The organism is Achromobacter sp. UBA5777 (assembly GCF_002418565.1).
GTDB lineage: Bacteria > Pseudomonadota > Gammaproteobacteria > Burkholderiales > Burkholderiaceae_B > Achromobacter > Achromobacter animicus.
The window spans coordinates 1-22,943 of sequence record NZ_DIEJ01000046.1; the positions used below are offsets into that span (position 1 = coordinate 1).

Here is a 22,943-nt window from a genome sequence, read left to right on the forward strand (position 1 = left end):
CACGTTGATGCCGACCTGGCCCACGTCGATGTTGTTCTGGAAGTAGCGCGCGGCGCCCCCGTCCTGCGTGAACAGGGCGACGCCGTTGCCGTTGGGGTTGCGGTTGATGAATTCCACCGCGTCTTCCAGCGTCTCGACGCCAACGCAGCACAGGACCGGCCCGAAGATCTCCTCGGTGTAGATCGTCATGTTCTCGGCAACGCCGTCGAACACGGTGGGGCCGACGAAGTTGCCTTCTTCGAAGCCCGACACCTTCAGGTTGCGGCCGTCGAGCAGCAGCTTGGCGCCTTCGTCCACGCCCTTCTGGATCAGGCTTTCCACGCGCTTTTTCGCATTGGGCGACACCAGCGGACCCAGGTCGGCCTGGCGATCCGTGCCGGCATTGACCTTGAGCTTCTTGGCGCGTTCGACGAAATCGGGCAGCCAATTGCGGGCCTCGCCCACCAGCACGGCCACGGACGACGCCATGCAGCGCTGACCGGCCGCACCGAAGGCGGCGCCCAGCAGCTGGTTCAGCGCGACTTCCGGATCGGCATCCGGCAGAACCACGCAGTGGTTCTTGGCGCCCATCATCGACTGGCAGCGCTTGCCGGCAGCCGATGCGCGGTTGTAGATCTCGGTGCCCACGCGGGTCGAGCCGATGAACGACACCGCCTTGATGTCCGGATGCTCGCACAGGCCGTTGGCCGTTTCGGGGCCGCCGTGCACCACGTTCAGCACGCCCGGCGGCAGACCGGCTTCCAGCGCCAGTTCCGCCAGGAACAGCGACGAGGTCGGATCCTGCTCGGAGGGCTTCAGCACGAACGTGTTGCCGCAGGCCACCGCGATGGGGAACATGAAGCACGGCAGCATGACCGGGAAGTTGAACGCGGTGATGCCCGCGCACACCCCCAGCGGCTGGATCAGCGTGTAGACGTCGATCCCGGACGCCGCGTTTTCAGCGTATTCGCCCAGTTGCAGGTTGGCGATCGAGCAGGCGTGCTCCACCACTTCCAGACCGCGGCCGACTTCACCTTCGGCGTCCGGCAGCGTCTTGCCGTGTTCGCGGGTAATCATCTCGGCCAGCTTGCCGGTATTGGCGCGCAGCAGTTCCTGGAACTTGAGCATGACGCGCATGCGTGCGCCCTGCCCAGCGTTGCGCCAGGTCTTGAAGGCCTCCTTGGCGTTGGAGACGGCCAGGTCCAGTTCTTCGCGCGTGGCGAAGGGCACCTTGGCGACGACCTCCTGGGTGGCGGGGTTGATCACGTCTCGCCATTCGGTGGTTTTGGACTGCACAAGCTTGCCGCCGATCAGTAGCGGAACGCGCGGGACTTCACTCATTTTGATGCTCCTCACACTGCGTAGTCGATGCGGATGGTCGTCCGCGTTCTTGGATCGAGCCGGGCCCGCGGGACACCGCCCGCGGACCTCGGATTATTTCTTCACCAGCGGGCAGCTCGAATCGGCCAGGGGCTGGAAAGCTTCGGCCGCCGGAATGGTGGCCACCAGCTTCGAATAGTCCCAGCCGCCCTTGGAGTCCGCGGGCTTCTTGACTTCGTACAGGTACATATCGTGGATCACGCGGCCGTCCGGGCGGATCGACGCGTTGCGCATGATGGGATCCTTGATGGGGATCTCGCGCATCTTGTCGGCCACGACCTTGCCATCCGTGCTGTTGGCGGCGGCCACGGCGCGCAGGTAATGCAACACGCTGGAATACACGCCTGCCTGCGTCATGGTGGGCTTCAGGCCGCGGAAGGCCTTTTCGAAACGCCCGGACCATTCGCGCGAGGCATCGTCATAGTCCCAATAGAAACCGTCGACGTAGGACAAGCCCTGCGCGTTTTCCAGGCCGAGCGCACGCAGGTCGGACAAAAAGATCAGCAGCGAAACCAGGCGCTGGCCGCCGGCAACGATGCCGAACTCGCGCGCCTGCTTGACGGCGTTGACGGTGTCCTGGCCGCCGTTGGCCAGCGCCACCACCTGCGCCTTGGAGCTTTGCGCCTGCAAGAGATAGGACGCGAAGTCGGGCGCGTTCAGCGGATGCCGTACGCTGCCGGCCACGGTGCCGCCCAAGGCTTTCACCGCCTTGGCCGTGTCGGCTTCCAGCGAGTGGCCGAATGCATAGTCGACGGTGATGAAGAACCAGGACTTGCCGCCCTCGCGCACGGTCGCCTTGGCCCCGCCCGCGGACTGCGAGTACGTGTCGAACATCCAGTGAAAGCCGACCGGCGAGCATTCTTTGTTGGTCAGCGCCGTGGTGGCCGGACCGGAGAACATCACCACCTTGTTCTTTTCGCGGGCGATGCCCTGCACGGCCAGCGCGACGGCGGAATTGGTCAAGTCGGCGATCGCGGTGACGCCGTCGCGGTCAAACCATTCGCGGGCGCGCGCGGCGCCGACGTCCGCCTTGTTCTGGTTGTCCGCGGACACCAGATCGATCTTCATGCCCTTGCACTCCGCCGCAAGGCAGTCGTCGATGGCCAACTGCGCCGCGGCGACCGACCCTGCGCCCCCCATGCCGGCATAGGTGCCGGACATATCCGTCAGAATGCCGATCTTCACTGGCGGCTTGTCCGCTGCATGGGCCTGCCCAAGCAAACCGGCGCCCAGACACAAGCCTGCGGCGAGCCCGCGTGCGTGCAATTTCATGGATTTGTCTCCTGAGTTTTTATGCGCTGAGTGTTAGCGTTGTGGCGCCGTCTTCGCGGCCTGCGGTCCCAGGGCATAGCCCAAGGCCAGCCGATCCAGTGTAGATGTGTGAAAATCAACAAGCAACACCAGAAATGCACATTCCTTGTGCATTCATGCACACACAAAAAAAGCCGCCCGGTAGCGTGCTGCCAGGGCCTTGGAGCGATGGATCTTGCTTGATTGGGACAGCCTGCGGTATTTCCTGGAAGTGGCGCGCACGCAGCGCGTCAGCGCAGCGGCGCGCAAGCTGGGCGTGGAACACACCACGGTCTCGCGCCGCATCCGGGCGCTGGAAACGGAACTGGACACCCTGCTCTTTGAAAAGTCCCGCAGCGCGGGTTTCGTGCTGACGGACGACGGCCAGCGGCTGTTCGTCCATGCCGAGCAGATGGAAAGCGTCGTGCACACCGCGCGCGAGAACCTGTCCGGCATCGGGCAGGCGCTGTCGGGGCACCTGCGCATCGGCGCCACCGAAGGCTTCGGCAGCTATGTGCTCACGCCGCTTGCCGCAGACTTCCAGCGGCGCTATCCGCACATCACGCTGGACATCCTGCCCGTGCCGCGCTTTGTCAGCCTGTCCAAGCGCGAGGCCGATCTGGCCATCACCATCGAGCGCCCGCAGCGCGGGCCGTATGTGTGCAGCAAACTGTGCGACTACACGCTGCGGCTGTACGGCACACCTGGCTATCTGGCGAACCATGCGCCCATCACGCGCCGCGAGGACCTCGCGGATCACACGTTCATTGGCTATGTGGACGAGCTGCTGTTCAGCGAGCGCCTGCGCTATCTGGAAGACGTGCTGCCGGCAAGCAAGGTGGTGTTGCGCAGCACCAGCGTCGTGGCCCAGTACCACGCGGCGCTGCAGGGCCAGTCGCTCGCCATCCTGCCGTGCTTCATTGCGGCCCAGGACCCGCGGCTGAAACCCGTGCTGCAGGACGAAATCGCCATCACGCGCTCGTTCTGGATGTACTGCCACGAAGACCTGCGCAAGCTCAAGCGCGTAACGGTGCTGTGGGAGTTCATCCGCAAATCGGTATTGAAAAACGCCGACCTGTTGGCAGGCCGGCGTGGAACGATGAAGTATCTGCCCTGAGCGCGCCGGCTGGCGGCGCCCGCTACGCTAAGCGCTGTTCTTCGGCGCCTTCACGCGCAGGCGGCGCATCAGCAGGAAGGCGGTCAGCAGCGCGACGGCGCCGTGAATGAGCCACACGCCCAGACCAAAACTGAGCTTGCCGTTGGAGATCCAGGCGCGGGACAGGTTGATCAGGTTCATATAGAGCAGACCGACCAGACCGGCGATGAGCAGGTCGCCCGAACGCCCCAGCCGCGGATTTACCGCGCCCAGCGGAATGGCCAGCAGCGCAAGATTCAGCGCGGCGAGCGGCAGCGAGATCCGCCACATGACCTGTGACCAGCTGCTGTTGGTGTTGTCTTCAACGAGCTGCGGCGTACTGCGCGCCTTGGAGGACCGCTCTGCCGCCGCACGCGCCTCGGCCACCGGATCGCCGCCCGACTTGCTTTCGAGGCGCAGGCCGTATTTTTCGAAGTGCACCAGCCGAAGCTCGGGCGTACCCGGCTTCAGATCGTAACGATGGCCCTCGCCCAGCACCAGGAAGCGGTCGCCGTTGGGCAGGGTTTCGCTGTGCGCACTACTTGCGGTCAGCACGCTGAGCCATTCAGGACCGATCTCGCGCGCGAAGACATTGCCGAGTTCGTCGCTGGGATTGACCGGGTCTTCAGCAAAGAACACGCGGCTGCCGCCGGAGGATTCAGCGAATTGGCCGGCCGTGACCTTGGACAGGTCGGAGCGTTGTTCGAAGCGTTCGTGGTATTCGCCGATCTGGCGGTAGGCCCAGGGCGACGCCACCAGCGTCAGGCCTGCCACGGCAATCGCGACGGGGACCGCCACGCGCAGCACGGGCTTGAGCCAGTCCGCCAGCGACAGGCCGCTGGCGAACCACACGACCATTTCGGATTCGCGGTAGTTGCGCGTGACCGTGGTCAGCACGGCGATGAAGATCGAGACCGCCAGAATGGTCGGCAGCGCGGTGATGGTCGACAGCGCTGCAAGCACGACCACCACGTCCGCTCCGATGTTGCCTCCCGCGGCTTCACCGAGCAGGCGCACGAGAAGCACGCTGAGCCACACGACGAGCAACGTGGAAAAGACAACGCCAGCGTGACTGGTGATCTCGCTGACGACAGAGCGTTTGAATAGAGACATGGGAGAATATGCGGGATAATCGACCGCATCATACACAGACGCACACGGGAAACCCTCATGGAATTTAGCACACAGACCACTGCTTCCCTGCACCAGGTCAAAACCGCGGCCCTCGCCGTCGGCGTGTTCGCGGACGGCGTGTTGAGCCCCGCCGCCGACATCATCGACCGCGCTTCCAACGGCGCCGTGCGTGCGGTGGTCAAAAGCGAATTCCGCGGCCGCGCCGGCGCGACGCTGACCCTGCGTGCGCTGCCGGGTGTCGCCGCGCAGCGCGTGGTCCTGGTCGGTCTGGGCAAGCAGGAAGAATATTCGGCTCGCACCCACGCGTCGGCCGAGCAGGCATTCGCCGCTTCCTGCGTCGCCGCCCAGCTTGCCGAAGGCGTGTCCACGCTGCTCGCCAATCCCATCGCCGACACCGACCTCATTGCGCGTGCCCGCAGCGCCGCGATCGCGGCCGGCAGCGCGGTCTACCACTACGACGCCAGCTTCGGCAAACCCGACCGCGACGCGCGCCCCAAGCTCAAGAAGATCGTGCAGGTCGTCGAGCGCGCCGACGCGGCACAGGCCCAGAAGGGCCTGCGCGAAGGCAGCGCCATCGCCAACGGCATGGAGCTGACCCGCACGCTGGGCAACCTGCCGGGCAACATCTGCACGCCGACCTACCTGGGCGACACCGCCAAGCGCCTGGCGCGCGAATTCAAGTCCCTGAAGGTCGAGGTCCTGGACCGCAAGCAGGTCGAGGCGCTGGGCATGGGCTCGTTCCTGTCGGTTGCGCGCGGCTCCGAGGAAGCGCTGCGCTTCATCGTGCTGCGCCACGCCGGCGCCAAGACCGCCAAGAAGGGCGCCAAGGCCGCGCAGGGTCCGATCGTGCTGGTCGGTAAGGGCATCACGTTCGACGCGGGCGGCATCTCGCTCAAGCCCGCGGCCACCATGGACGAAATGAAGTACGACATGTGCGGCGCCGCCAGCGTGCTCGGCTCGTTCCGCGCCCTGGCCGAACTTGAATTGCCGCTGGACGTCGTCGGCCTCATTCCCGCGTGCGAGAACCTGCCCAGCGGCAAGGCCAACAAGCCGGGCGACGTGGTCACCAGCATGGCCGGCCTGACCATAGAAATCCTGAACACCGACGCCGAAGGCCGACTGGTCCTGTGCGACGCCCTCACCTACGCCGAACGCTTCAAGCCGTCGGCCGTGATCGACATCGCCACGCTGACCGGCGCCTGCGTCGTCGCGCTGGGCAACGTCAACACCGGCCTGTTCTCCAAGGACGACGCGCTGGCGGACGCTCTGGCCTCGGCCGGCCGCCGCTCGCTCGACACCGCATGGCGCATGCCCATGGACGACGCCTACCAGGAACAACTCAAGTCCAACTTCGCTGACCTCGCCAACATCGGCGGTCCTCCGGCCGGCGCCGTCACGGCGGCTTGCTTCCTGTCCCGCTTTGCCAAGGCATACCCCTGGGCGCACTTGGACATCGCCGGCACCGCCTGGCGCGGCGGCAAGGACAAGGGCGCAACCGGCCGTCCGGTGCCGCTCTTGATGCAATACCTGCTGGACCAGGCTTGAAGCGCCGGACGCCGACAGCCCAATGACGCGCATCGACTTCGCCTTCGGCGCGCCGGACCGCCTGCGCATGGCCTGCCAGGTCGTGCGCAAGCGCGTCCTGGCCGGGCAGCGGCTGGTGGTGTACTGTAAAGACGGTTCGCGCCTGTCCGCGTTTGACCGGATGCTGTGGGCGTTCGACGACACGGCCTTCGTGCCGCACGTGCTGGCAAATGATTCGCTGGCCGCTGAAACCCCGGTGGTGCTCACCGCCGGGGATCCGCTACAGGCCCTGCAGGCGGCGGGGCAGCCCGACCAGCCCCAGCCCTGGCTGCTGAACCTCGACGACGATTGTCCGCCCGGGTTCGATGCTTTCGAGCGCCTCCTGGAAATCGTCTCGGACGACCCCGACGACAAGCAGGCGGCCCGGCAGCGCTGGCGAACCTACCTGACGGCCGGTCATACGCCGCAAAGCCACGACCTGAGCCGCAAGGCCCAAGGCGGCTGAACCGTCCCACGCGCGCCCGCGCGCCGCGCTCCACCAGACTACGGGAGTTTCCATGCCCGCTCGCCCATCCGACCCCGGCATCCCCACCCTGACCCATCGGGCCGAACCCTCATTCCACGACCCGTCCGACGACGACGCCGATGCGCCGCTTTTGACCGAACTGGCCGACGAGGCGGGTCCGGTCTACGAAAACGACCCGTATGAACATGACCCGTTTCCCGTCCTGACGGACGTGGCCGGCGACGACGAGCCGCCGGTGTTGCCGGTTTCGCGGACGTCCGAGCCGGCGGCCCCGCTTGCCGCGCCAACGACCACTCCGGCGGCGCCTTCACCGGTCGCCGCCCCAGTGCGCCCCGCCCCGCTGCCCGACGCCACCGTCCTCGCCGCGCGCCTGCAGGCCGAGGTCGAACAGCTCATGCAGCAGGCGCTTGCCGATGCGGTCCAGCAGCTTCAGGCGCGCATGGATGCGGAATTGCCTGCTATTGTTTCCCGCGTGCTCAATGAGGTTCGGCGAGGGTGATCCTCCGCCATGCGCAGGATCAATTTGCCCTGCAACGGGCAGTCCTACTTCTTTCTCAAACTGGATTCTTCAGGGAACTGTAAGGTATCCTTCGCATCTAAGCCTTCTAGGCAATCACCATATTTGCCGCATACAGGAGTTCTCCATGAACGAATATCGTCCGTCCCCTTTTAACCGTTCCGGCTCTGTCGCCGGCGCGCCGGGCGAGGTCGCTCGCAACCAGGTCCTGCGCAACACGTACTGGCTTCTGGCCCTGTCGCTCATCCCGACGGTGCTGGGCGCGGCGGTCGGCCTCTACACCGGCATCAACCGCGTCATGGGCGCCAGCCCCGGCCTGTCGGCCATCGTCTTCCTGGTCGGCGCCTTCGGCCTGATGTTCGCCATTGAAAAGAACAAGAACAGCTCGCTGGGCGTCGTCCTGCTGCTGGCCTTCACGTTCTTCATGGGCGTCATGCTTTCGCGTCTGCTGGGCTTCGTAATGGGCATGAGCAACGGCTCGCAGCTCGTCATGACGGCATTCGGCGGCACCGCAATCGTGTTCGGCACCATGGCCACGCTCGCCACGACCATCAAGCGCGATCTGTCGGGACTGCAGAAATTCCTGTTCATCGGCGCCGTCGTGATCCTGGTTGCCGCGCTGGCCAACATCTTCCTGCAACTGCCGGCCCTGATGCTGACCATCTCGGTGCTCGCCATCGTGATCTTCTCGGCATTCATGCTGGTTGACCTGCAGCGCGTGGTCAACGGCGGCGAGACCAACTACGTGTCCGCCACCCTGGCCATCTACCTGGACGTCTACAACGTCTTCTCGAACCTGCTGATGCTGCTGGGCATCTTCGGCGGCAACCGCGAGTAACGCGCCGTCGCCAGACCAGCACCGAAAGGGCCTGCATGCACAACATGTAGGCCCTTTTTCTTTGGCCTGCTTTGTTTGGCCCTATTCCTTTGGCCCGCCTGTTCACCTTCTTTCCGCCCGGAGCCACGCCATGCCCGATCGCCGCCGCTTCCTCCAGACCACCGCCAGCGCCGCCCTCCTCGGATCCGCGTGGCCGGCATGGGCGGCTGCTCCCGCGCAAGCCATGCTCAAACGCGCGATCCCGTCGACGGGTGAAATGCTGCCCGTCGTGGGACTGGGCACCGCGGACACCTTCAACGTATCCCCGAGCGATGCGACGGCCATGGCGCCGCTGGCCCAGGTGCTTGAAACGCTGCTGAAGGCGGGCGGCACGCTGATCGACACTGCGCCCAGCTACGGCGAGGCCGAGGCCGTCACAGGCGCGTTGCTGGCTCCCGATGGCGGCCTGCGCAAGCGCGTGTTTCTGGCCACCAAGATCAGCACGCGCGGCCACGAATCCGCGATGCGCCAGGTGCGGCAGTCGCAGGAGGCGCTGCGCAGCGACAAGCTGGACCTGATCCAGGTGCACAACCTGATCGACACGCGCAACCAGCTCGCACTGCTGCGCGACCTGAAGCAGCAGGGCGTGACGCGCTACATCGGCATCACGCATTACACGGACTATGCCCACGACGATCTGACCGAGCTGGTTGAAAAGGAAAAGCCCGACTTCCTGCAGGTGAACCTGTCGATCGCCTCGCGCAGCGCTGAAAAGCGGCTGCTGCCCGCGTGCCAGGCCAACGGCGTGGCCGTGCTGATCAACCGACCATTCGAGGACGGCGCGCTGTTCCGCCAGGTCAAGGGTGTGGCGCTGCCCAAGCTGGCCGCCGAGATCGACTGCACATCCTGGGCGCAGATCTTCCTGAAGTTCATCATCGGCCACCCCGCCGTCACGGCAGTCATCCCCGCCACGTCCAAGCCCGCTAATATGGCGGACAACGCGCGCGCGGGCTTTGGCCGACAGCCCGACGCCGCCATGCGCGATCGCATCGCCGCGCTGCTTGCCTGACGCCATGGCGCCCGCCCCCCTGTCCTGGCGCGCCCGTATGTCGCGGGCGCTGGGCATCCACGAGGACGAACTCGCTCCCGCCGCCTGCGGTTTCGCGTTTTTCTTCTTTCTCTTTTGCGGCTATTTCATGCTGCGCCCGATCCGCGAGACGATGGGGATTCAGGCGGGGGTGAACCAGTTGCAATGGTTGTTCACCGCCACGTTTCTTGCCACCCTGGCCGTCGTGCCGCTGTTTGGCTGGATCTCCACCCGCGTGCCGCGCGCGACGCTGGTGACCTGGGTCTATGCCATCTTCGCGCTGACCATGGTGGGCTTTGCCGCCCTGCTCCACCAGCAGCCCGGTAGCGTCTGGGCGGCGCGCGCATTCTATGTCTGGCTGTCGGTGTTCAACCTGTTCGTCGTGTCCATCGCCTGGAGCCTGATGGCCGATGTGTTTCGCATGGAATCGGCCAAGCGGCTCTTCGCGCTGATCGCGGCGGGCGCCAGCGCGGGGGGCCTGTGTGGGCCCCTGCTTGGCGCGCTGCTCGCTGGCGTATTGGGTCCGGCGGGCCTGCTGGTGTTGTCGGCCCTGCTGCTGACCGCCACGCTGCCGCTCAAGCAATGGCTGCTGGCGTGGCGCGCCGCCTCCCGGCCGGAAGTGGGCCTGCAGGACATGCAGCGTCCCATCGAAGGCGGCATTCTTGCCGGGCTGGCGCGCATCTTCCAGTCCCGTTACCTGTTGGGCATTTCGCTGCTGGTCGTGCTGCTCGCCACGCTGAACACGTTTCTGTACATGGAACAGGCGCGGCTGGTCGCCGATGCGTTTCCCGACACCGCCCAGCGCATCCGGGTTTTCAGCGCCCTGGATTTCACCGTGCAGACGCTGGCGCTGCTGTCGCAGATCTTCATCACCGGGCGCGTGGCCGCACGCCTGGGTTTGCGGTTCCTGCTGACCGCGGTGCCGCTTGCGGTGGCGCTGGCGTTCCTGGCGCTGGCCGCGTTCCCCGTGTTCGCCGTGTTGGCGGCCGCCATGATCCTGCGCCGCGCCGGCGAGTACGCGCTGATCCGCCCCGGCCGCGAAATGCTGTTCACGGCCGTCACGCCGGAAGACAAGTACAAGACGAAGAACGTCATCGACACCGTGGTCTACCGCGGCGGCGATGCCGCCAGCGGTTGGGTGAAGGCGGGCATCGACATGCTGGGTTATGGCGCGGCGTTGATCGCGCTGCTGGGCGCCGCAGTGGCGTTGGGCGCGGCCGCCGTAGGCTATGGATTGGGCAAGCAGGCGGACCGGCGAAACGGCAACCTGCCTTAACTTTTTCTGAACATCCATCTTATTCAGCCAAACGGAAACGCCGATTCCCAGACGCACAATGGCGCAGCCCTCAACGCCTCGGGAACCGTCATGAAACGCTCTGCCTGCCTTGCCGCCCTGTTGCTTTGCCTTGCCGCGCCGTACGCGCACGCCGACTACCCAGAACGCGCCATCACGCTGATCGTGCCGGCCGCCGCGGGCGGCAATGCCGACATCACCGCCCGCCTGATCGGTCAGGAGATGAGCCGGCTGCTGGGCCAGCCGGTCGTCGTGGAAAACCGCGTGGGCGCCGGCGGCCGCATCGGCACGCAGGCCGTGGTCCGGGCCCCCGCGGACGGCTACACCATCGGCTATGCCCACGTCGGCACGCTGGTGCTGCACCGTTACCTGTTCAAGCAGCAGCTGTACGACCTGGACCGTGACCTCAAGCCCATTGGGCTGGTGGCCGAGACGCCCAACGTGATCGTGGTAAACGCCGCCTCGCCGTACCGTGACCTGAAAGGCTTCATTGAAGCCAGCCGCGCGCAGCCGGACCGGCTGACCATGACTTCCGCGGACCCGGGCACCACCAGCGAAGTGGGCGTCAAACTGTTCATCGCCCAGACCGGCGCCGCGGTTCGGCAAATCCCCTACAAGGCCACGGCCGCGCAGCTCTCGGACCTGCTGGGCGGCCACGTGGATTCCATGATGGAAAACCTGCCGCCCTTGATCGGCAACCTGAAGGACGGCCGCCTGCGCGCGCTCGCCGTCACCACCCGCAAGCGTGCCGCGTCCAACCCGGACGTGCCGACGGTCGCCGAACAAGGCTATCCGGAGTACGAGCAGTCCGCGTGGAGCGCTCTGGTTGCACCGGCAGGCACGCCCGTTGCCGCAATCTCGCGGTTGAACGCCGCGATGAATCAGGCGTTGCGCTCGGACGCGGTGAGCCGCGAGTTGCGCAGCCGCTCGCAGGAACCCCTGGGCGGCACACCGCAGGATGTCCAGGCCCAGATCAAAAAGGAGCTGCCCAAGTGGGAAAGCATCATCAAGGCTGCCACGCTGGACTGAACAGCGCCCGAACACCCAACGGAGCCTCCGCATGGCCAACGTAACCCGCGAGGATTTCTCCGTGGCCGCCGCCACCAATGCGTCGGCTTACCGGCGCGTGACGATCCCGGTGTTGCGGATCGAGGCGGGCCCGGGGTCTGCCGTCGCGCTCATCGCCGGCGTGCACGGCGACGAATGGGAAGGCCAGGCCGCCATTCTGGATCTGTGGCATCAATTGCCGGAGATTCTGCAACGCGGCACGGTCTATCTGCTTCCCGCCGTCAATGCGGAAGCGTCGCTGGCCGGCACCCGGCTGTCGCCATCTGATGGCGGCAACCTGAACCGCGCTTTCCTGGGCGAGCCGGCGCGCGGCTACACCGAAAGTATTGCGGCAGCCTTGGAGGCGCGGCTGCTTCCCCGGGTGCAGACCATGGTGGACGTGCACAGCGGCGGCGCGTCGCTGCGCTACCTGCCATCATCGGTCATCACCCGCTACGGCAACGATGCCTATGACGACCGTCTGCCAGCGCTCGCGCGGGCGTTCGGACTGCCCGATTGCGTGTTCTTTCGCGGCGGCGAGGCCGGGTCCATGCCGGCGGCGGCCAGCCGTCACGGCGTGCTGCGGCTTTCAGCCGAGATCGGCGGAGGCCGGGAAACCAGCCAGTCGCTGGCGGACCGCTGCCGCGACGGACTGTTGGGCTGCCTGGCGGAATTGGGATTGCTGAGCCGTCCCGCGTCTGCACACCCCGCCCAGGACGCGCAGGTCCGCCTCTACGACCTGGACGCCCCCGCCGCGACGCTGCGTGCCCGCGAGTGCGGCGTGTTCGTTCCCGCCGTGGAACTGGGACAATCCGTGGCCGCGCAGCAGCCCATTGGCCGCCTGATCGAACCGGCACGGCCCGATGCTCCGCCGCGCCCGTTGCTCAGCCCGCAGTCGGGCACCGTGGTCTGCCTTCGACCCATCGCACGCAGCGACGACGGTGATTGCCTGCTGCAGGTGGCGCCCGCTCTTCCCTTGGAATCTCTTGCTTCAAGATACTGACCCATGCAGATGAACCCCAGATTGACCGGCCTGCGCTGCATCCGCTGCGCAACCCTCTGGCCCGCGGGCGACTATTCCGAAGGCTGCCCTTCGTGCCTGGCGGCTGGGCACCCCGCCACCCTGGAGTGCCAATACGACGCGCCGGCGCAGGACGGCGCCATGCCCCTGCCGGTGCTGTCGGCCGTGACGTTGGGCGAAGGCGGCACCCCATGCCTGTCCGCGTCCGACCTGGCGCGGGAAGAAGGCGTGGGCGCGCTATGGCTCAAGTGCGAAAGCGCCAATCCCACCGGCAGTCATAAGGACCGCATGTCGGCGCAACTGGTCTCGCGCGCCCGGCTGGCCGGCGCCACGCGCGTCGCGGCGGCCTCCAGCGGCAATGCGGGCGTGTCGCTGGCTGCCTACTGCGCGGCGGCCGGCTTGCAGGCCGACATCGCCATCACCCACAACTGCCCGCCGCTGCAGCGCGAAGCCATGGAGCGCTTCGGCGCAAGGCTGCGCGCCTTCGAAGACAGCCTGGGCCGCTGGCCGTACGTGGCCGACCTGTGCCGCAACCACGGCGCGTTCGCGGGCACCAATTACCTGAATCCGCCGGTGGGCACGCATCCGTACGGCGTCGAGGGCTACAAGCCGATTGCCCAGGAAATCCTGGACGACTGCGGCCTGCCCACGGACATCATTGTCCCGACGGCGCGGGGCGATCTGCTGTGGGGCATTTTCCTGGGCTGGCAGCATCTGCTTCAGACCGGGCGCATCGTCCGACTGCCCCGGCTGCACGCAGTGGAACCCTACGCCCGGCTGTCGCGCGCGCTGGAAACCGGCGATGCGCGCGGCCAATGGGAAAGCGCGACCCAGCAGTATTCCATTGCGGGCGGCACGTGCACGCTGCAAGCACTGGAAGCGCTGTCGCGGTCGGGAGGCATGCCGGTGGAGACGTCCGACGCGCAAGCGGCCGAGGCGCGGCAACGCCTGGAACGCGTGGGACTGGGCACGGAACTGTCGTCGGCCGCCGCGCTGGCGGCCATCGCGCGGCTCAGGCGGGCTGGCAAGCTGGATGCGGAATCGAACGTGGTGCTGATGCTGACATCGGACGGTCGCCGGGGCTGATGCCCGGGCTACACACCAAACCGTTCGACCAGCGGCGCCAGTGCGCCGCGCAGGCACGTCGCCCAGAACTTGCCGGCTTCGGACAACGGCCGGCTGCCGTGCACGATCATGTGGCATTCGAAATGCACGGGCGCCGCCAGCGGCCGGTAGGTGAGGCCCATGGCCTCCATGCCCAGCGCCGTGGCCGGGTTGGCAATGCCCACCCCATGCCCGGCCAGGGCAAGCTGACACACGGTGCTGGAATACGGCGTCTCGATCGCCACACGCAGGCTTTGACCGGCCTGGCGCAAGAGCGCATCCAGCCGCTTGCGCGAACCGTCTTCAGCGTTCAGCGCAATCACGTCGACCTCGGCCAGATGCGAGAAACTCACCGATTCCAGGCGCGCCAGCGCATGGCTGGCGGGAAACACTGCAACCGCGCGCAAGCTGGCCAGACGATGCCCGCGCAGCCCTTCGAGTTCGGATTCATCGGCCACCGCCGCCAGGTCCAGTTCTCCCGACACCACCATGTCGCGCAGGGTGTTGGAATCGCGGATCTGCAGGTACAGCGGCGTATCCGGATAGCGCACGCGAAAACGCGATATCGCATCGCTGACGATCGCGCCGCTGTAGGCGTGGATGCAGCCGATGCGCAGCCGCGGCTGCGCCGCCCCGCGGATCGCCCGGATCTTGCGTCCCAGGCTTTCCAGACCCACATTCAAGCGGCGGATCTCTTCGTATAGCAGGGTCGCTTCAGGCGTGCGCTGCATCCGCTGGCGCACGCGCTCGAAAAGGCGCAATTCGATGCTGGCTTCCAGCGCGGCCAGGGTTGCGCTGACGGTCGCAGGCGATACGTCCAGGCGCCGTGCGGCGGCGGTGACGCTTTCCGTCTCGTAGACGGTGCGGAAGGTTTCGACCTGTTTGAGCGTGAACGTCATGAGGCCGGCGCCGCAATCAGATGCGTTGCAGATCCAGCAGCACGCGCCGCGTGGACAGCGGGCGGCCCGCCAGGATCTCGGCCAGTCGCGCGCGCAAGTCGGTGCGCAGCGCGGGCTCGATGGTGGGATCGTCGAAATCGGGCGGCGCCTCGTCGACGCCGTAGCCCGTTTCGCGCAGCAAGGTCCATTCGAAGCGGCGTAGCGCCCCGGCCGCGCGGGTGCCGGCAGACAGTTGCTGCAAGGCCATGTCGTACGCGTCGAACAACAACGGATGCGCGTCCTCGCGCGGCAGCAGGCGCAGCAGCAGTTCGTTCATGTACCAGGCGGACATGAGCGCGGCCCCGGCCAGCGGCCGGATGCCGGCGATTTCGGCGCGCGTCAGCGTCTTGACCTCGCCGTTGCCCGTCCAGGACAGCAGCAGCGGCTGGAAAGCCGACAACACGGGGCGCAAAACGGAATAAGGGCGCTTGGCGCCCTTGGCGACCATGGCCACGCAGCCATGATCGCGAGAAAAAGTCTGGACAATCAGGGAGGTTTCACGCCATGCCGTGGCGTGGAGCATGAACCCCGGTCGATCCTGGACGCGTGGCGCCCGTCTACTCATAACCCAAGTCGCGCAGCGCACCCTCGCGGTCGGACCAGCCCTTGCGCACCTTGATGTAGACCTCCAGATGCACCGGCTTGTCCAGCAGCTTGGCGATGTCCTGCCGTGCCTCGGTGGCGATCCGCTTCATGTGCATGCCGCCCGTGCCCAGCAGGATGGGCTTGTGGCTGTCGCGCTCGACGACGACACAGGCGTTGATGGTGGCGCCCTTGGCGGTCTCTTCCCATTGCTCGATGACGACCGTGCAGCCGTAAGGCAGCTCGTCGCCCACCAGGCGGAAGATCTTCTCGCGCACCAGTTCGGCGGCGATGAAGCGCATGGGACGGTCGGTCAGCGTGTCTTCCTCGAACATCGGCTCGCCTTCCGGCAGGCGCGATGCGATTTCGTCGAGCAACTGGTCCAGTTGCTGATTCTTGGTGGCGCTGACCGGCACCACGGCGCCGAACGGATGCTGCGCCATGATCTTGGACACGAACGCGAACAGATCGTCGCGGTTCTTTAGCGCGTCGATCTTGGAGACGACCAGGATCGTGCGTTCGGGATTTGGCAACAGCGGCAGCAACTTGGCGTCGCCTTCGGACCACTTGCCGGCTTCAACCACATGCACCACCACGTCCACGTCGGCCAGTGCCTGCGTGACGACGCGGTTCATCATGCGGTTCATTGCGCCACCGTGGCGTGTCTGGAAACCCGGGGTGTCGACGAACACGAACTGCTCATGCTCGCGCGTCAGCACCCCGTGGATGCGATGGCGCGTGGTCTGCGCCTTGCGCGACACGATGGAAATCTTGGAACCGATCAGGGCGTTCGTCAGCGTGGACTTGCCCACGTTGGGACGGCCGACGATGGCAACGAAGCCGGTACGAAAAGGGGTATCGCTCATTTAGTCTCTTGAGCCACTGCCACGGGCAGCGACAATTGCGCGGTTTTGCGCGCCTTGCCCGACTTGCGGGCAGCCTTGGTGGCCGGGCTGACGGCCAGCGCGGCCTCAAGCGCCAGCTTGGCGGCAGACTGCTCGGCGGCGCGACGGCTGGCGCCGGGCGCCATTACCTTGATATCGAGCGCCGGAATGGCGCACTCGACTTCGAACTGCTGGCTGTGGGCCGCGCCGTGCGTGGCCACCACCGTATACAGCGGCAGGGCCAGCTTGCGGCCCTGCAGGAATTCCTGCAGCAAGGTCTTGGCGTCCTTGCCGAGTGTTTTGGGATCCACGGACGCCAGCACCGGCTGGTACTGGCGCACGATCACACGGCGCGCTGCCTCGAAACCCGCATCCAGGAAGACAGCGCCGAAGATCGCTTCGACCGTGTCGGCCAGAATGGACGGTCGGCGGAATCCGCCGCTCTTGAGCTCGCCTTCGCCCAGACGCAGGTACTGGGACAGTTCCAGCCGCTGGGCGATATCTGCCAACGACGCCTGCTTGACCAGGTTGGCCCGCAGACGTGACAGATCGCCTTCGTCGATTTTTGAATAGCGTTCGAACAGCATCGCCGCCACGACGAAGTTCAGCACGGAATCCCCAAGGAATTCCAACCGCTCGTTATGGCGCGCACCGTGGCTACGGTGCGTCAGCGCCTGTTCAAGCAAGGCTGCATCACCGAAGCGGTAATCCAGGCGGTTTTCTAGCGTGGCTAGCGACATAATCAGTTGAATCGGCCGATACGGCTCAGATCGCTGAAGTTCATCCAGATGAAGAAAGCGCGGCCGACGATGTTGGCTTCCGGAACGAAGCCCCAATACCGGCTGTCCGCGCTGTTGTCCCGATTATCGCCCATGGCGAAATAATTGCCCTCGGGTACTTTGCAGCGTACCCCATTGTGGCTGTATTGGCAGTTTTCACGGTACGGAAAAGTCCACCTTTCCGGGGAGTACACCTGCGGAACCTTCTCTTCCAGCAGGATCTTGTGCTCAACGTCGCCCAACTTCTCTTTATATTGCGCGATATACGAAACACGATCCGGCTCGAAATAGTCACCATCACGCACGTGCGGGACCAGTTCGCCATTGACATAGAGCTTTTTGTCGATGTATGCGACTTCGTCGCCCGGCAAGCCAACTACGCGCTTGATGTAATCGACGTTCGGATCAACGGGGTACCGGAACACGAACACGTCACCGCGCTTGGGCTCGCCAACGGGGATGACCTTCTTGTCGATCACGGGCAGGCGCAGACCATAGCTGAACTTGTTCACCAGGATCAGGTCTCCGGACTGCAGCGTGGGCAGCATCGAGCCGGACGGAATGCGGAACGGCTCGACCACGAACGAGCGCAACATGAACACGAACAGGATGACGGGAAAGAAGCTGACCGCGTATTCGACCCACCAGGGCACGCGCCGCGCGGCGTCGCCGGCTTCACGCCGCAGGCGCTCGGCCTCTTGTGCGTCGCCCACCAGTGCCGCGTCGTACTGCGCCATCGCGGTCTGCGCGCGGCGCTCGCGCCCCTTGCGCAGTACGGCCAGATCGAGCACCCAGATAACGCCGGTAACCACCAGCAGAATAAAAAGGATCAGGGCAAAGTTCCAACTCATCAGCTAATCGCCTTCTGGGGTTTTATTTGTCTTCCACCTGCAGGATGGCAAGGAACGCCTCCTGCGGAATTTCCACGCTACCCACCTGCTTCATGCGCTTCTTGCCCGCCTTCTGCTTTTCCAGCAGCTTCTTCTTGCGCGAGATGTCGCCGCCGTAGCACTTGGCCAGCACGTTCTTGCGCAGCGCCTTCACGTTCTCGCGCGCGATGATTTCGGCGCCGATGGCCGCCTGGATGACCACGTCGAACATCTGGCGCGGGATCAGGCCGCGCATGCGGGTCACCACGTCGCGCGCGCGGTGGCGCGCGTTGCTGCGGTGGACGATGACGGCTAAGGCGTCGACGCGGTCGTTGTTGATCAGCAGGTCGACACGCACCACATCAGCGGAGCGGTACTCTAGGAATTCGTAGTCCATCGAGGCATAGCCGCGCGACACCGACTTCAGCTTGTCGAAGAAGTCCAGCACGATCTCGGCCAGCGGGATCTCGTACACCAGGTGAACCTGGCGGCCGTGATAGCTCATGTTGACCTGCACGCCGCGCTTGTTGTTGCACAGCGTCATGACCGGACCGACGTAGTCCTGCGGCATGAACAGCGTGACTTTCACGATGGGCTCGCGGATGTCCTGGATCTTGCCGATCTCGGGCATGCGGGACGGGCTTTCCACGGTGATCACGGAACCATCGCGCTGCTCGACCTCGTACACCACCGACGGCGCGGTGGTGATGATGTCCATGTCGAATTCGCGTTCCAGGCGCTCCTGCACGATTTCCATGTGCAAGAGGCCAAGAAAACCGCAGCGGAAACCGAAGCCCAGCGCCTGCGAGACTTCGGGTTCGAACATCAGCGCGGCGTCGTTGAGCTTGAGCTTTTCCAGCGAATCACGCAGTTGGTCGTATTCGGAGCTTTCGACCGGATACAGCCCGGCGAACACCTGCGGCTTGACTTCCTTGAAGCCCGGCAGCGGGTTGGCGGCCGGCTTGTTGGCCAGCGTGACGGTGTCGCCGACCTTGGCGTCTTCAAGCTGCTTGATGCCGGCGATGATGAAGCCCACCTCGCCCGCCGACAGATGCGGACGCTGCTGCGACTTGGGCGTGAACACGCCGGTCTGCTCGCACAGGTGGGTGGCGCCGGACGCCATCAGCAGGATCTTGTCCTTGGGCTTGAGCACGCCGTTAATGATGCGCACCAGCATGACAACGCCGACGTAGTTGTCGAACCACGAATCGATGATCAGCGCCTGCAGCGGCGCATCGGGATCGCCTTCCGGAGCGGGGACGCGGACGACGATGGTTTCGAGGATTTCGTCGATGCCCATGCCGGTCTTGGCGCTGGCCAGCACGGCGTCCGAGGCGTCGATACCGATCACGTCCTCGACTTCCTGGCGGGCGCCTTCGGGATCGGCCTGCGGCAGATCCATCTTGTTCAGCACGGGCACGACTTCCACGCCCAGCTCGATCGCGGTGTAGCAGTTGGCCACCGTCTGCGCTTCCACGCCCTGCGATGCGTCCACCACCAGCAGCGCGCCTTCGCAGGCGGACAGGGACCGGCTGACTTCATACGAGAAGTCCACGTGCCCCGGGGTGTCGATCAGGTTCAGGTTGTAGATCTTGCCGTCCTGCGCTTTGTAATGCAGGGCGGCCGTCTGGGCCTTGATGGTGATGCCGCGCTCGCGCTCGATTTCCATGGAATCGAGGACCTGCGCCGACATCTCGCGATCCGCCAGTCCGCCGCAGCGCTGGATCAGGCGATCGGCCAAGGTCGACTTGCCGTGATCGATGTGGGCAATGATGGAAAAGTTGCGGATATGCTGCATGCTTGAATTTATAAGGGACGGAACAGACGGCACACGGCCGGGAGACACCGCCGCCGGAATGTGCACGGCCGACGTGTGAGGCGCTGACGGGCTAGGCCCGGACAAAACTGAGGGGGCGCCAAGCGCCCCCTCTTGCGGCAACCAGCCATTTTAGCCGGTCTTGAGCCTTTTTTTTTGCCCGGGGCGCGCCCCGGGACAAAAAGCGCCCCGGCGTGGCCGCACCTGGCGGTTTCCCGCCGTACCGGCTGCCCGGTGGCGGCGCCGGGCGGGCGCCTGCCGGTCCGGGCCGTCATCACTTGGACGCAGGCACCGCTACCCATTGCGTCTGGTCGCCACGGCGCACCAGCAGGCCCGTCGCGCGGCTCTTGTCCAGCTTGGCGACCAGTTCGCCAAACTGCTTGGCGCCGGTAACGTCGGTGTCGTTCAGCGCCAACACGATGTCGCCTTCCTGCAGACCCGCCTTCGCGGCCGCGCCATCGGCAACCTTCACCTGGACGCCGCCCTTGATGCGCAGCTTCTTCTGGGTATCGGCGGGCACATCGATAACGCCCAAGCCCAGCGCGTTGGTGACCTCGGGTTCCGGCGCAGGCTTCTTGCCGGCGGCGGCGGCCTTCTCGGTGGGGATCTCGCCCACCTTGACCGACAGCGTCATGCTCTTGCCCTTGCGCCAGATTTCCATGTCGGCGCGCGTGCCCGGCTTGGTCTCGCCGACGATGCGCGGCAGGTCCGACCAGCGCTTGATCGGTTCCTTGTTGAACTTCAGGATCACGTCGCCCGGCTGCACGCCCGCCTGCTCGGCAGGGCCCTCGGCTTCAACGCTGCTGACCAGCGCGCCTTCTGCCTTGGGCAGGCCGATGGCCTCGGCCACGTCCTTGCCGACTTCACCGATCTGCACGCCAACCCGGCCGCGCGTGACCTTGCCGGTCGTGCGCAGTTGATCCACCACGCGCATGGCTTCGTCGATCGGAATGGCCAGCGAGATGCCCATGAATCCGCCGCTACGCGAGATGATCTGCGAATTGATGCCCACGACCTCGCCGTCCAGATTGATCAGCGGGCCGCCCGAGTTGCCGGGGTTGACCGCGACGTCGGTCTGGATGAACGGCAGGTATTCGCCGGTATCGCGACCGATGGCGCTGACAATGCCGGAAGTGACGGTGGAATCCAGCCCGAATGGCGAGCCGATGGCGAGCACCCACTGACCCTTCTTGAGCTTCTTGGGATCACCGATCACCAGCGGCGTCATGTCCTTGGCTTCGATCTTGATGAGCGCAACGTCCGTGCGCTCGTCAGTGCCGATGACCTTGGCCTTGAACTCGCGTCCGTCGGTCAGGGTGACGTAGATGTCCGTCGCGTCGACGACCACGTGGTTGTTGGTCAGGATGTAGCCGTCGGCCGACACGAAGAAGCCCGAACCCACGCCGCGCGGCACGGTGCGCTCTTCGGGCGGCGTCGGTTGCGGACGCTGGCGCGGATTGGGCGACTGCTGTCCGGGAGGCTGGAATTCGGGACCGAAGAACCATCGGAACAGTTCGTAGGGATCGCTGCCGCCAGGACCGTTGCCGCCGCCGCGCACCGGAACCGTGGCGGTCGTGCGGATGTTGACGACGGCCGGATCGGCCTTTTCAACGATGGCCGTGAAGTCGGGCAATCCGACCGCGGCAGGCGCCGTCTGCGCCACCGTCACCGGCACGTAGGCGGTGGACAGCATGGTCCCCGCCGCGACAGCCGCCAGAAAGCGCCGGAAAAAAGCGTTCGAGACCGTCATTGCTTTCATATGTCACTCCGAAATTGCTGCTTGCGGAACGGCGGGAATTATTTAGCCCCGCCCTCCGCGGGTGCGGCTGCCGCGGGTGCGGGAGGCACGTACTCAGTGGCCTGCGCAAGTTGTTCCAGCGTGGCGGCGGGCACTTCACCCACCGCGGTCAGCCAGAAGTCCGCAATGCGCGCGCCATACACATTGATCGCGCCGCGCTGTGATGCGCCGTGCGCCGGCTGGTGGTTGCGCTGGCTGTCATAGGGCTCGATGAACACCGAGATCGCAGCCAGTCCGTCGGACAGCACCATCTGGCTGACCGGCGATCCGCGCTTCATGGCGCGCGACACCTGCATGATCGTCTTGAAGCCGTTGGGCGCGGGAATGCGCCAGCCCTGAGCCGCCAGGTCCACGGGCTGCATGTTGGCCTCGAGCACCTTCCAGTCGCGCGTATTCCAACGCGAGGACAGCGATTGCGGATCGACTTCGGAACCCAATCGCAGCGAGGTGAACGACACCTGCTCGACCACGCCGCGCGCGGCATTGAGCGTCTGGGCCTTCAGCAGCAGATTGGTTTCGACGTCCGCGCACAGGCGATAGCCGTAGCGCAGCTTGTCCAGCGGTTCGATCGTGATCAGCCGGCATTCGCGGCCCGCGACGCGGTGCGGCGTGGGTTCCGTGCGGATCTTGTAGTGTTCGGACAGGTTGGCCGGATCGCCCAGCAGCAGGCCGGGGAAGCGGTCGCCGCGGCGGCGCTCGACGAGCACGGTCTTGCGCTCGGGAATCAGGCACTGCACGTCGTCGTTGTGACGCAGGTATTCGCGCGGTTGGCCGTCAAGGATCTCAAGGCGTTCGCGCTCGCCGGTGCCGTCCAGGACGTGCACGAGGCGCGAGGACTGGATCACATCGCCCTGCTGATACATGAAGACGCCGGCGTAGTCCTGCTTGCGCGCCGCCTGCTGGATGCGCGTGAGCAGCTGCACGACGTCTTCGGTCTGGCCGGCCGGCGTGGCGCCGGCGGCGGCCGCGGGACCGTGCGTGGCAAGGAAAGCGGTGAGGAGCGTGGCGGCAAACCAGCCAGCGCGGTGAGCCTGCCACGAGGCAGCACGTCCCAGCACCGGCCAGCGTGATGGAAGCACAAGCGCCATCAACGTCCCGCTCCGACATCGAACGACACCTGCCGGACCGCGCTGGGGCCGGCCATCTGGCGATGGGCCTCCAGGTAGTCGCGCAGGCCCGAGTCGTCGGAGGCCGAAGCCGGCGAGCTGGCATCGGCCAGCACGCGCACATCCGTCGCGGGCGAGCCGGTGACGTATGGCTGCGCCACCCACGCGACCGTGGCCACCGCAGCGGCGACGGCCAGGCCGGACAGGCCCATGCGCAATGGCGAGCGGCGCCGGGGGGCCGCCCCGATGGGGAGGTTCGCGGCCCGCGCGCGCGCCCCGCGGGGCGGGAAGGCGGCGCTGGGCGTCAGCGCCCACA

21 protein-coding genes and 1 pseudogene are annotated in these 22,943 nt (G+C 65.9%); 10 read left to right on the forward strand and 12 right to left on the reverse strand.

What is annotated here, in order from left to right; genetic code table 11:
- Both B3446_RS03040 and B3446_RS03045 read right to left on the reverse strand, forming a co-directional pair.
- The coding region (locus tag B3446_RS03040; RefSeq protein WP_291377274.1) for a CoA-acylating methylmalonate-semialdehyde dehydrogenase at positions 1-1,320 on the reverse strand (1,320 nt) is incomplete at its 3' end.
- Positions 1,321-1,413: 93 nt separating this feature from the next.
- On the reverse strand, positions 1,414-2,631 hold the full coding sequence (locus B3446_RS03045; protein ID WP_175184252.1) for an ABC transporter substrate-binding protein: 1,218 nt from the start codon (positions 2,629-2,631) through the stop codon (positions 1,414-1,416).
- 214 nt (positions 2,632-2,845) lie between these two features.
- Here B3446_RS03045 and B3446_RS03050 point away from each other — a divergent pair, with 214 nt between their 5' ends.
- The gene (locus B3446_RS03050) at positions 2,846-3,766 is read left to right on the forward strand and encodes a LysR family transcriptional regulator (RefSeq protein ID WP_175122934.1); all 921 of its coding nucleotides are present in this window, start codon (positions 2,846-2,848) and stop codon (positions 3,764-3,766) included.
- Between the two features lie 27 nt (positions 3,767-3,793).
- Here B3446_RS03050 and lptF read toward each other — a convergent pair whose 3' ends face one another.
- Positions 3,794-4,897, reverse strand: a complete 1,104-nt coding sequence (lptF, locus tag B3446_RS03055; protein ID WP_175122935.1) for an LPS export ABC transporter permease LptF — start codon at positions 4,895-4,897, stop codon at positions 3,794-3,796.
- A gap of 57 nt (positions 4,898-4,954) precedes the next feature.
- On the opposite strand from lptF, the gene B3446_RS03060 reads away from it, so the two are divergent.
- From B3446_RS03060 to B3446_RS03100, 9 genes are all read left to right on the forward strand, one after another.
- Positions 4,955-6,463: a leucyl aminopeptidase gene (locus B3446_RS03060; protein ID WP_291377275.1), complete on the forward strand. Its 1,509-nt coding sequence runs from the start codon at positions 4,955-4,957 to the stop codon at positions 6,461-6,463.
- A gap of 22 nt (positions 6,464-6,485) precedes the next feature.
- A complete protein-coding gene (locus B3446_RS03065; protein ID WP_191576738.1) occupies positions 6,486-6,947 on the forward strand; it encodes a DNA polymerase III subunit chi in 462 nt (153 codons plus the stop codon).
- A gap of 52 nt (positions 6,948-6,999) precedes the next feature.
- Positions 7,000-7,467, forward strand: a complete 468-nt coding sequence (locus tag B3446_RS03070) for a hypothetical protein (RefSeq protein WP_291377276.1) — start codon at positions 7,000-7,002, stop codon at positions 7,465-7,467.
- Between the two features lie 145 nt (positions 7,468-7,612).
- Positions 7,613-8,323, forward strand: coding sequence for a Bax inhibitor-1/YccA family protein (locus tag B3446_RS03075; RefSeq protein ID WP_175122939.1), 711 nt, complete (start codon positions 7,613-7,615; stop codon positions 8,321-8,323).
- A gap of 130 nt (positions 8,324-8,453) precedes the next feature.
- On the forward strand, positions 8,454-9,371 hold the full coding sequence (locus B3446_RS03080; RefSeq protein ID WP_291377277.1) for an aldo/keto reductase: 918 nt from the start codon (positions 8,454-8,456) through the stop codon (positions 9,369-9,371).
- A gap of 4 nt (positions 9,372-9,375) precedes the next feature.
- On the forward strand, positions 9,376-10,665 hold the full coding sequence (locus B3446_RS03085) for an NTP/NDP exchange transporter (protein ID WP_291377278.1): 1,290 nt from the start codon (positions 9,376-9,378) through the stop codon (positions 10,663-10,665).
- 90 nt (positions 10,666-10,755) lie between these two features.
- Positions 10,756-11,712 carry a Bug family tripartite tricarboxylate transporter substrate binding protein gene (locus B3446_RS03090; protein WP_291377279.1) on the forward strand — a complete coding sequence of 319 codons (957 nt, stop codon included), beginning with the start codon at positions 10,756-10,758 and terminating at the stop codon, positions 11,710-11,712.
- 31 nt (positions 11,713-11,743) lie between these two features.
- Positions 11,744-12,733, forward strand: coding sequence for a succinylglutamate desuccinylase/aspartoacylase domain-containing protein (locus B3446_RS03095; RefSeq protein WP_291377280.1), 990 nt, complete (start codon positions 11,744-11,746; stop codon positions 12,731-12,733).
- Between the two features lie 3 nt (positions 12,734-12,736).
- Positions 12,737-13,837: a pyridoxal-phosphate dependent enzyme gene (locus B3446_RS03100; RefSeq protein ID WP_291377281.1), complete on the forward strand. Its 1,101-nt coding sequence runs from the start codon at positions 12,737-12,739 to the stop codon at positions 13,835-13,837.
- A gap of 8 nt (positions 13,838-13,845) precedes the next feature.
- On the opposite strand, the gene B3446_RS03105 is transcribed toward B3446_RS03100, so the two are convergent.
- The 9 genes and pseudogenes from B3446_RS03105 to B3446_RS03145 all read right to left on the reverse strand — a co-directional run.
- Entirely contained in the window at positions 13,846-14,754 is a 909-nt protein-coding gene (locus B3446_RS03105; RefSeq protein ID WP_291377282.1) for a LysR family transcriptional regulator, read from the reverse strand.
- A gap of 16 nt (positions 14,755-14,770) precedes the next feature.
- Positions 14,771-15,358, reverse strand: coding sequence for a DNA repair protein RecO (gene recO, locus B3446_RS03110; protein WP_191576746.1), 588 nt, complete (start codon positions 15,356-15,358; stop codon positions 14,771-14,773).
- Positions 15,351-16,241 carry a GTPase Era gene (gene era / locus B3446_RS03115; protein WP_056321933.1) on the reverse strand — a complete coding sequence of 297 codons (891 nt, stop codon included), beginning with the start codon at positions 16,239-16,241 and terminating at the stop codon, positions 15,351-15,353. Before era ends, recO begins: the two co-directional genes overlap by 8 nt.
- Positions 16,238-16,999 (reverse strand): ribonuclease III, encoded by a 762-nt coding sequence (gene rnc / locus B3446_RS03120; RefSeq protein ID WP_291377283.1) that lies wholly within the window; start codon positions 16,997-16,999, stop codon positions 16,238-16,240. Before rnc ends, era begins: the two co-directional genes overlap by 4 nt.
- 2 nt (positions 17,000-17,001) lie before the next feature.
- Positions 17,002-17,889 (reverse strand): signal peptidase I, encoded by an 888-nt coding sequence (gene lepB, locus B3446_RS03125; protein WP_291377284.1) that lies wholly within the window; start codon positions 17,887-17,889, stop codon positions 17,002-17,004.
- 22 nt (positions 17,890-17,911) lie between these two features.
- Positions 17,912-19,705 (reverse strand): translation elongation factor 4, encoded by a 1,794-nt coding sequence (gene lepA, locus B3446_RS03130; RefSeq protein ID WP_291377285.1) that lies wholly within the window; start codon positions 19,703-19,705, stop codon positions 17,912-17,914.
- A gap of 292 nt (positions 19,706-19,997) precedes the next feature.
- Positions 19,998-21,482 carry a DegQ family serine endoprotease gene (locus tag B3446_RS03135; RefSeq protein ID WP_191576749.1) on the reverse strand — a complete coding sequence of 495 codons (1,485 nt, stop codon included), beginning with the start codon at positions 21,480-21,482 and terminating at the stop codon, positions 19,998-20,000.
- Between the two features lie 38 nt (positions 21,483-21,520).
- Complete coding sequence (locus B3446_RS03140) at positions 21,521-22,609, reverse strand: MucB/RseB C-terminal domain-containing protein (protein WP_291377286.1); 1,089 nt, start codon at positions 22,607-22,609, stop codon at positions 21,521-21,523.
- A pseudogene (locus B3446_RS03145) lies at positions 22,609-22,943 on the reverse strand (hypothetical protein); the annotation flags it as partial. The gene B3446_RS03140 and the pseudogene B3446_RS03145, both read right to left, overlap by 1 nt.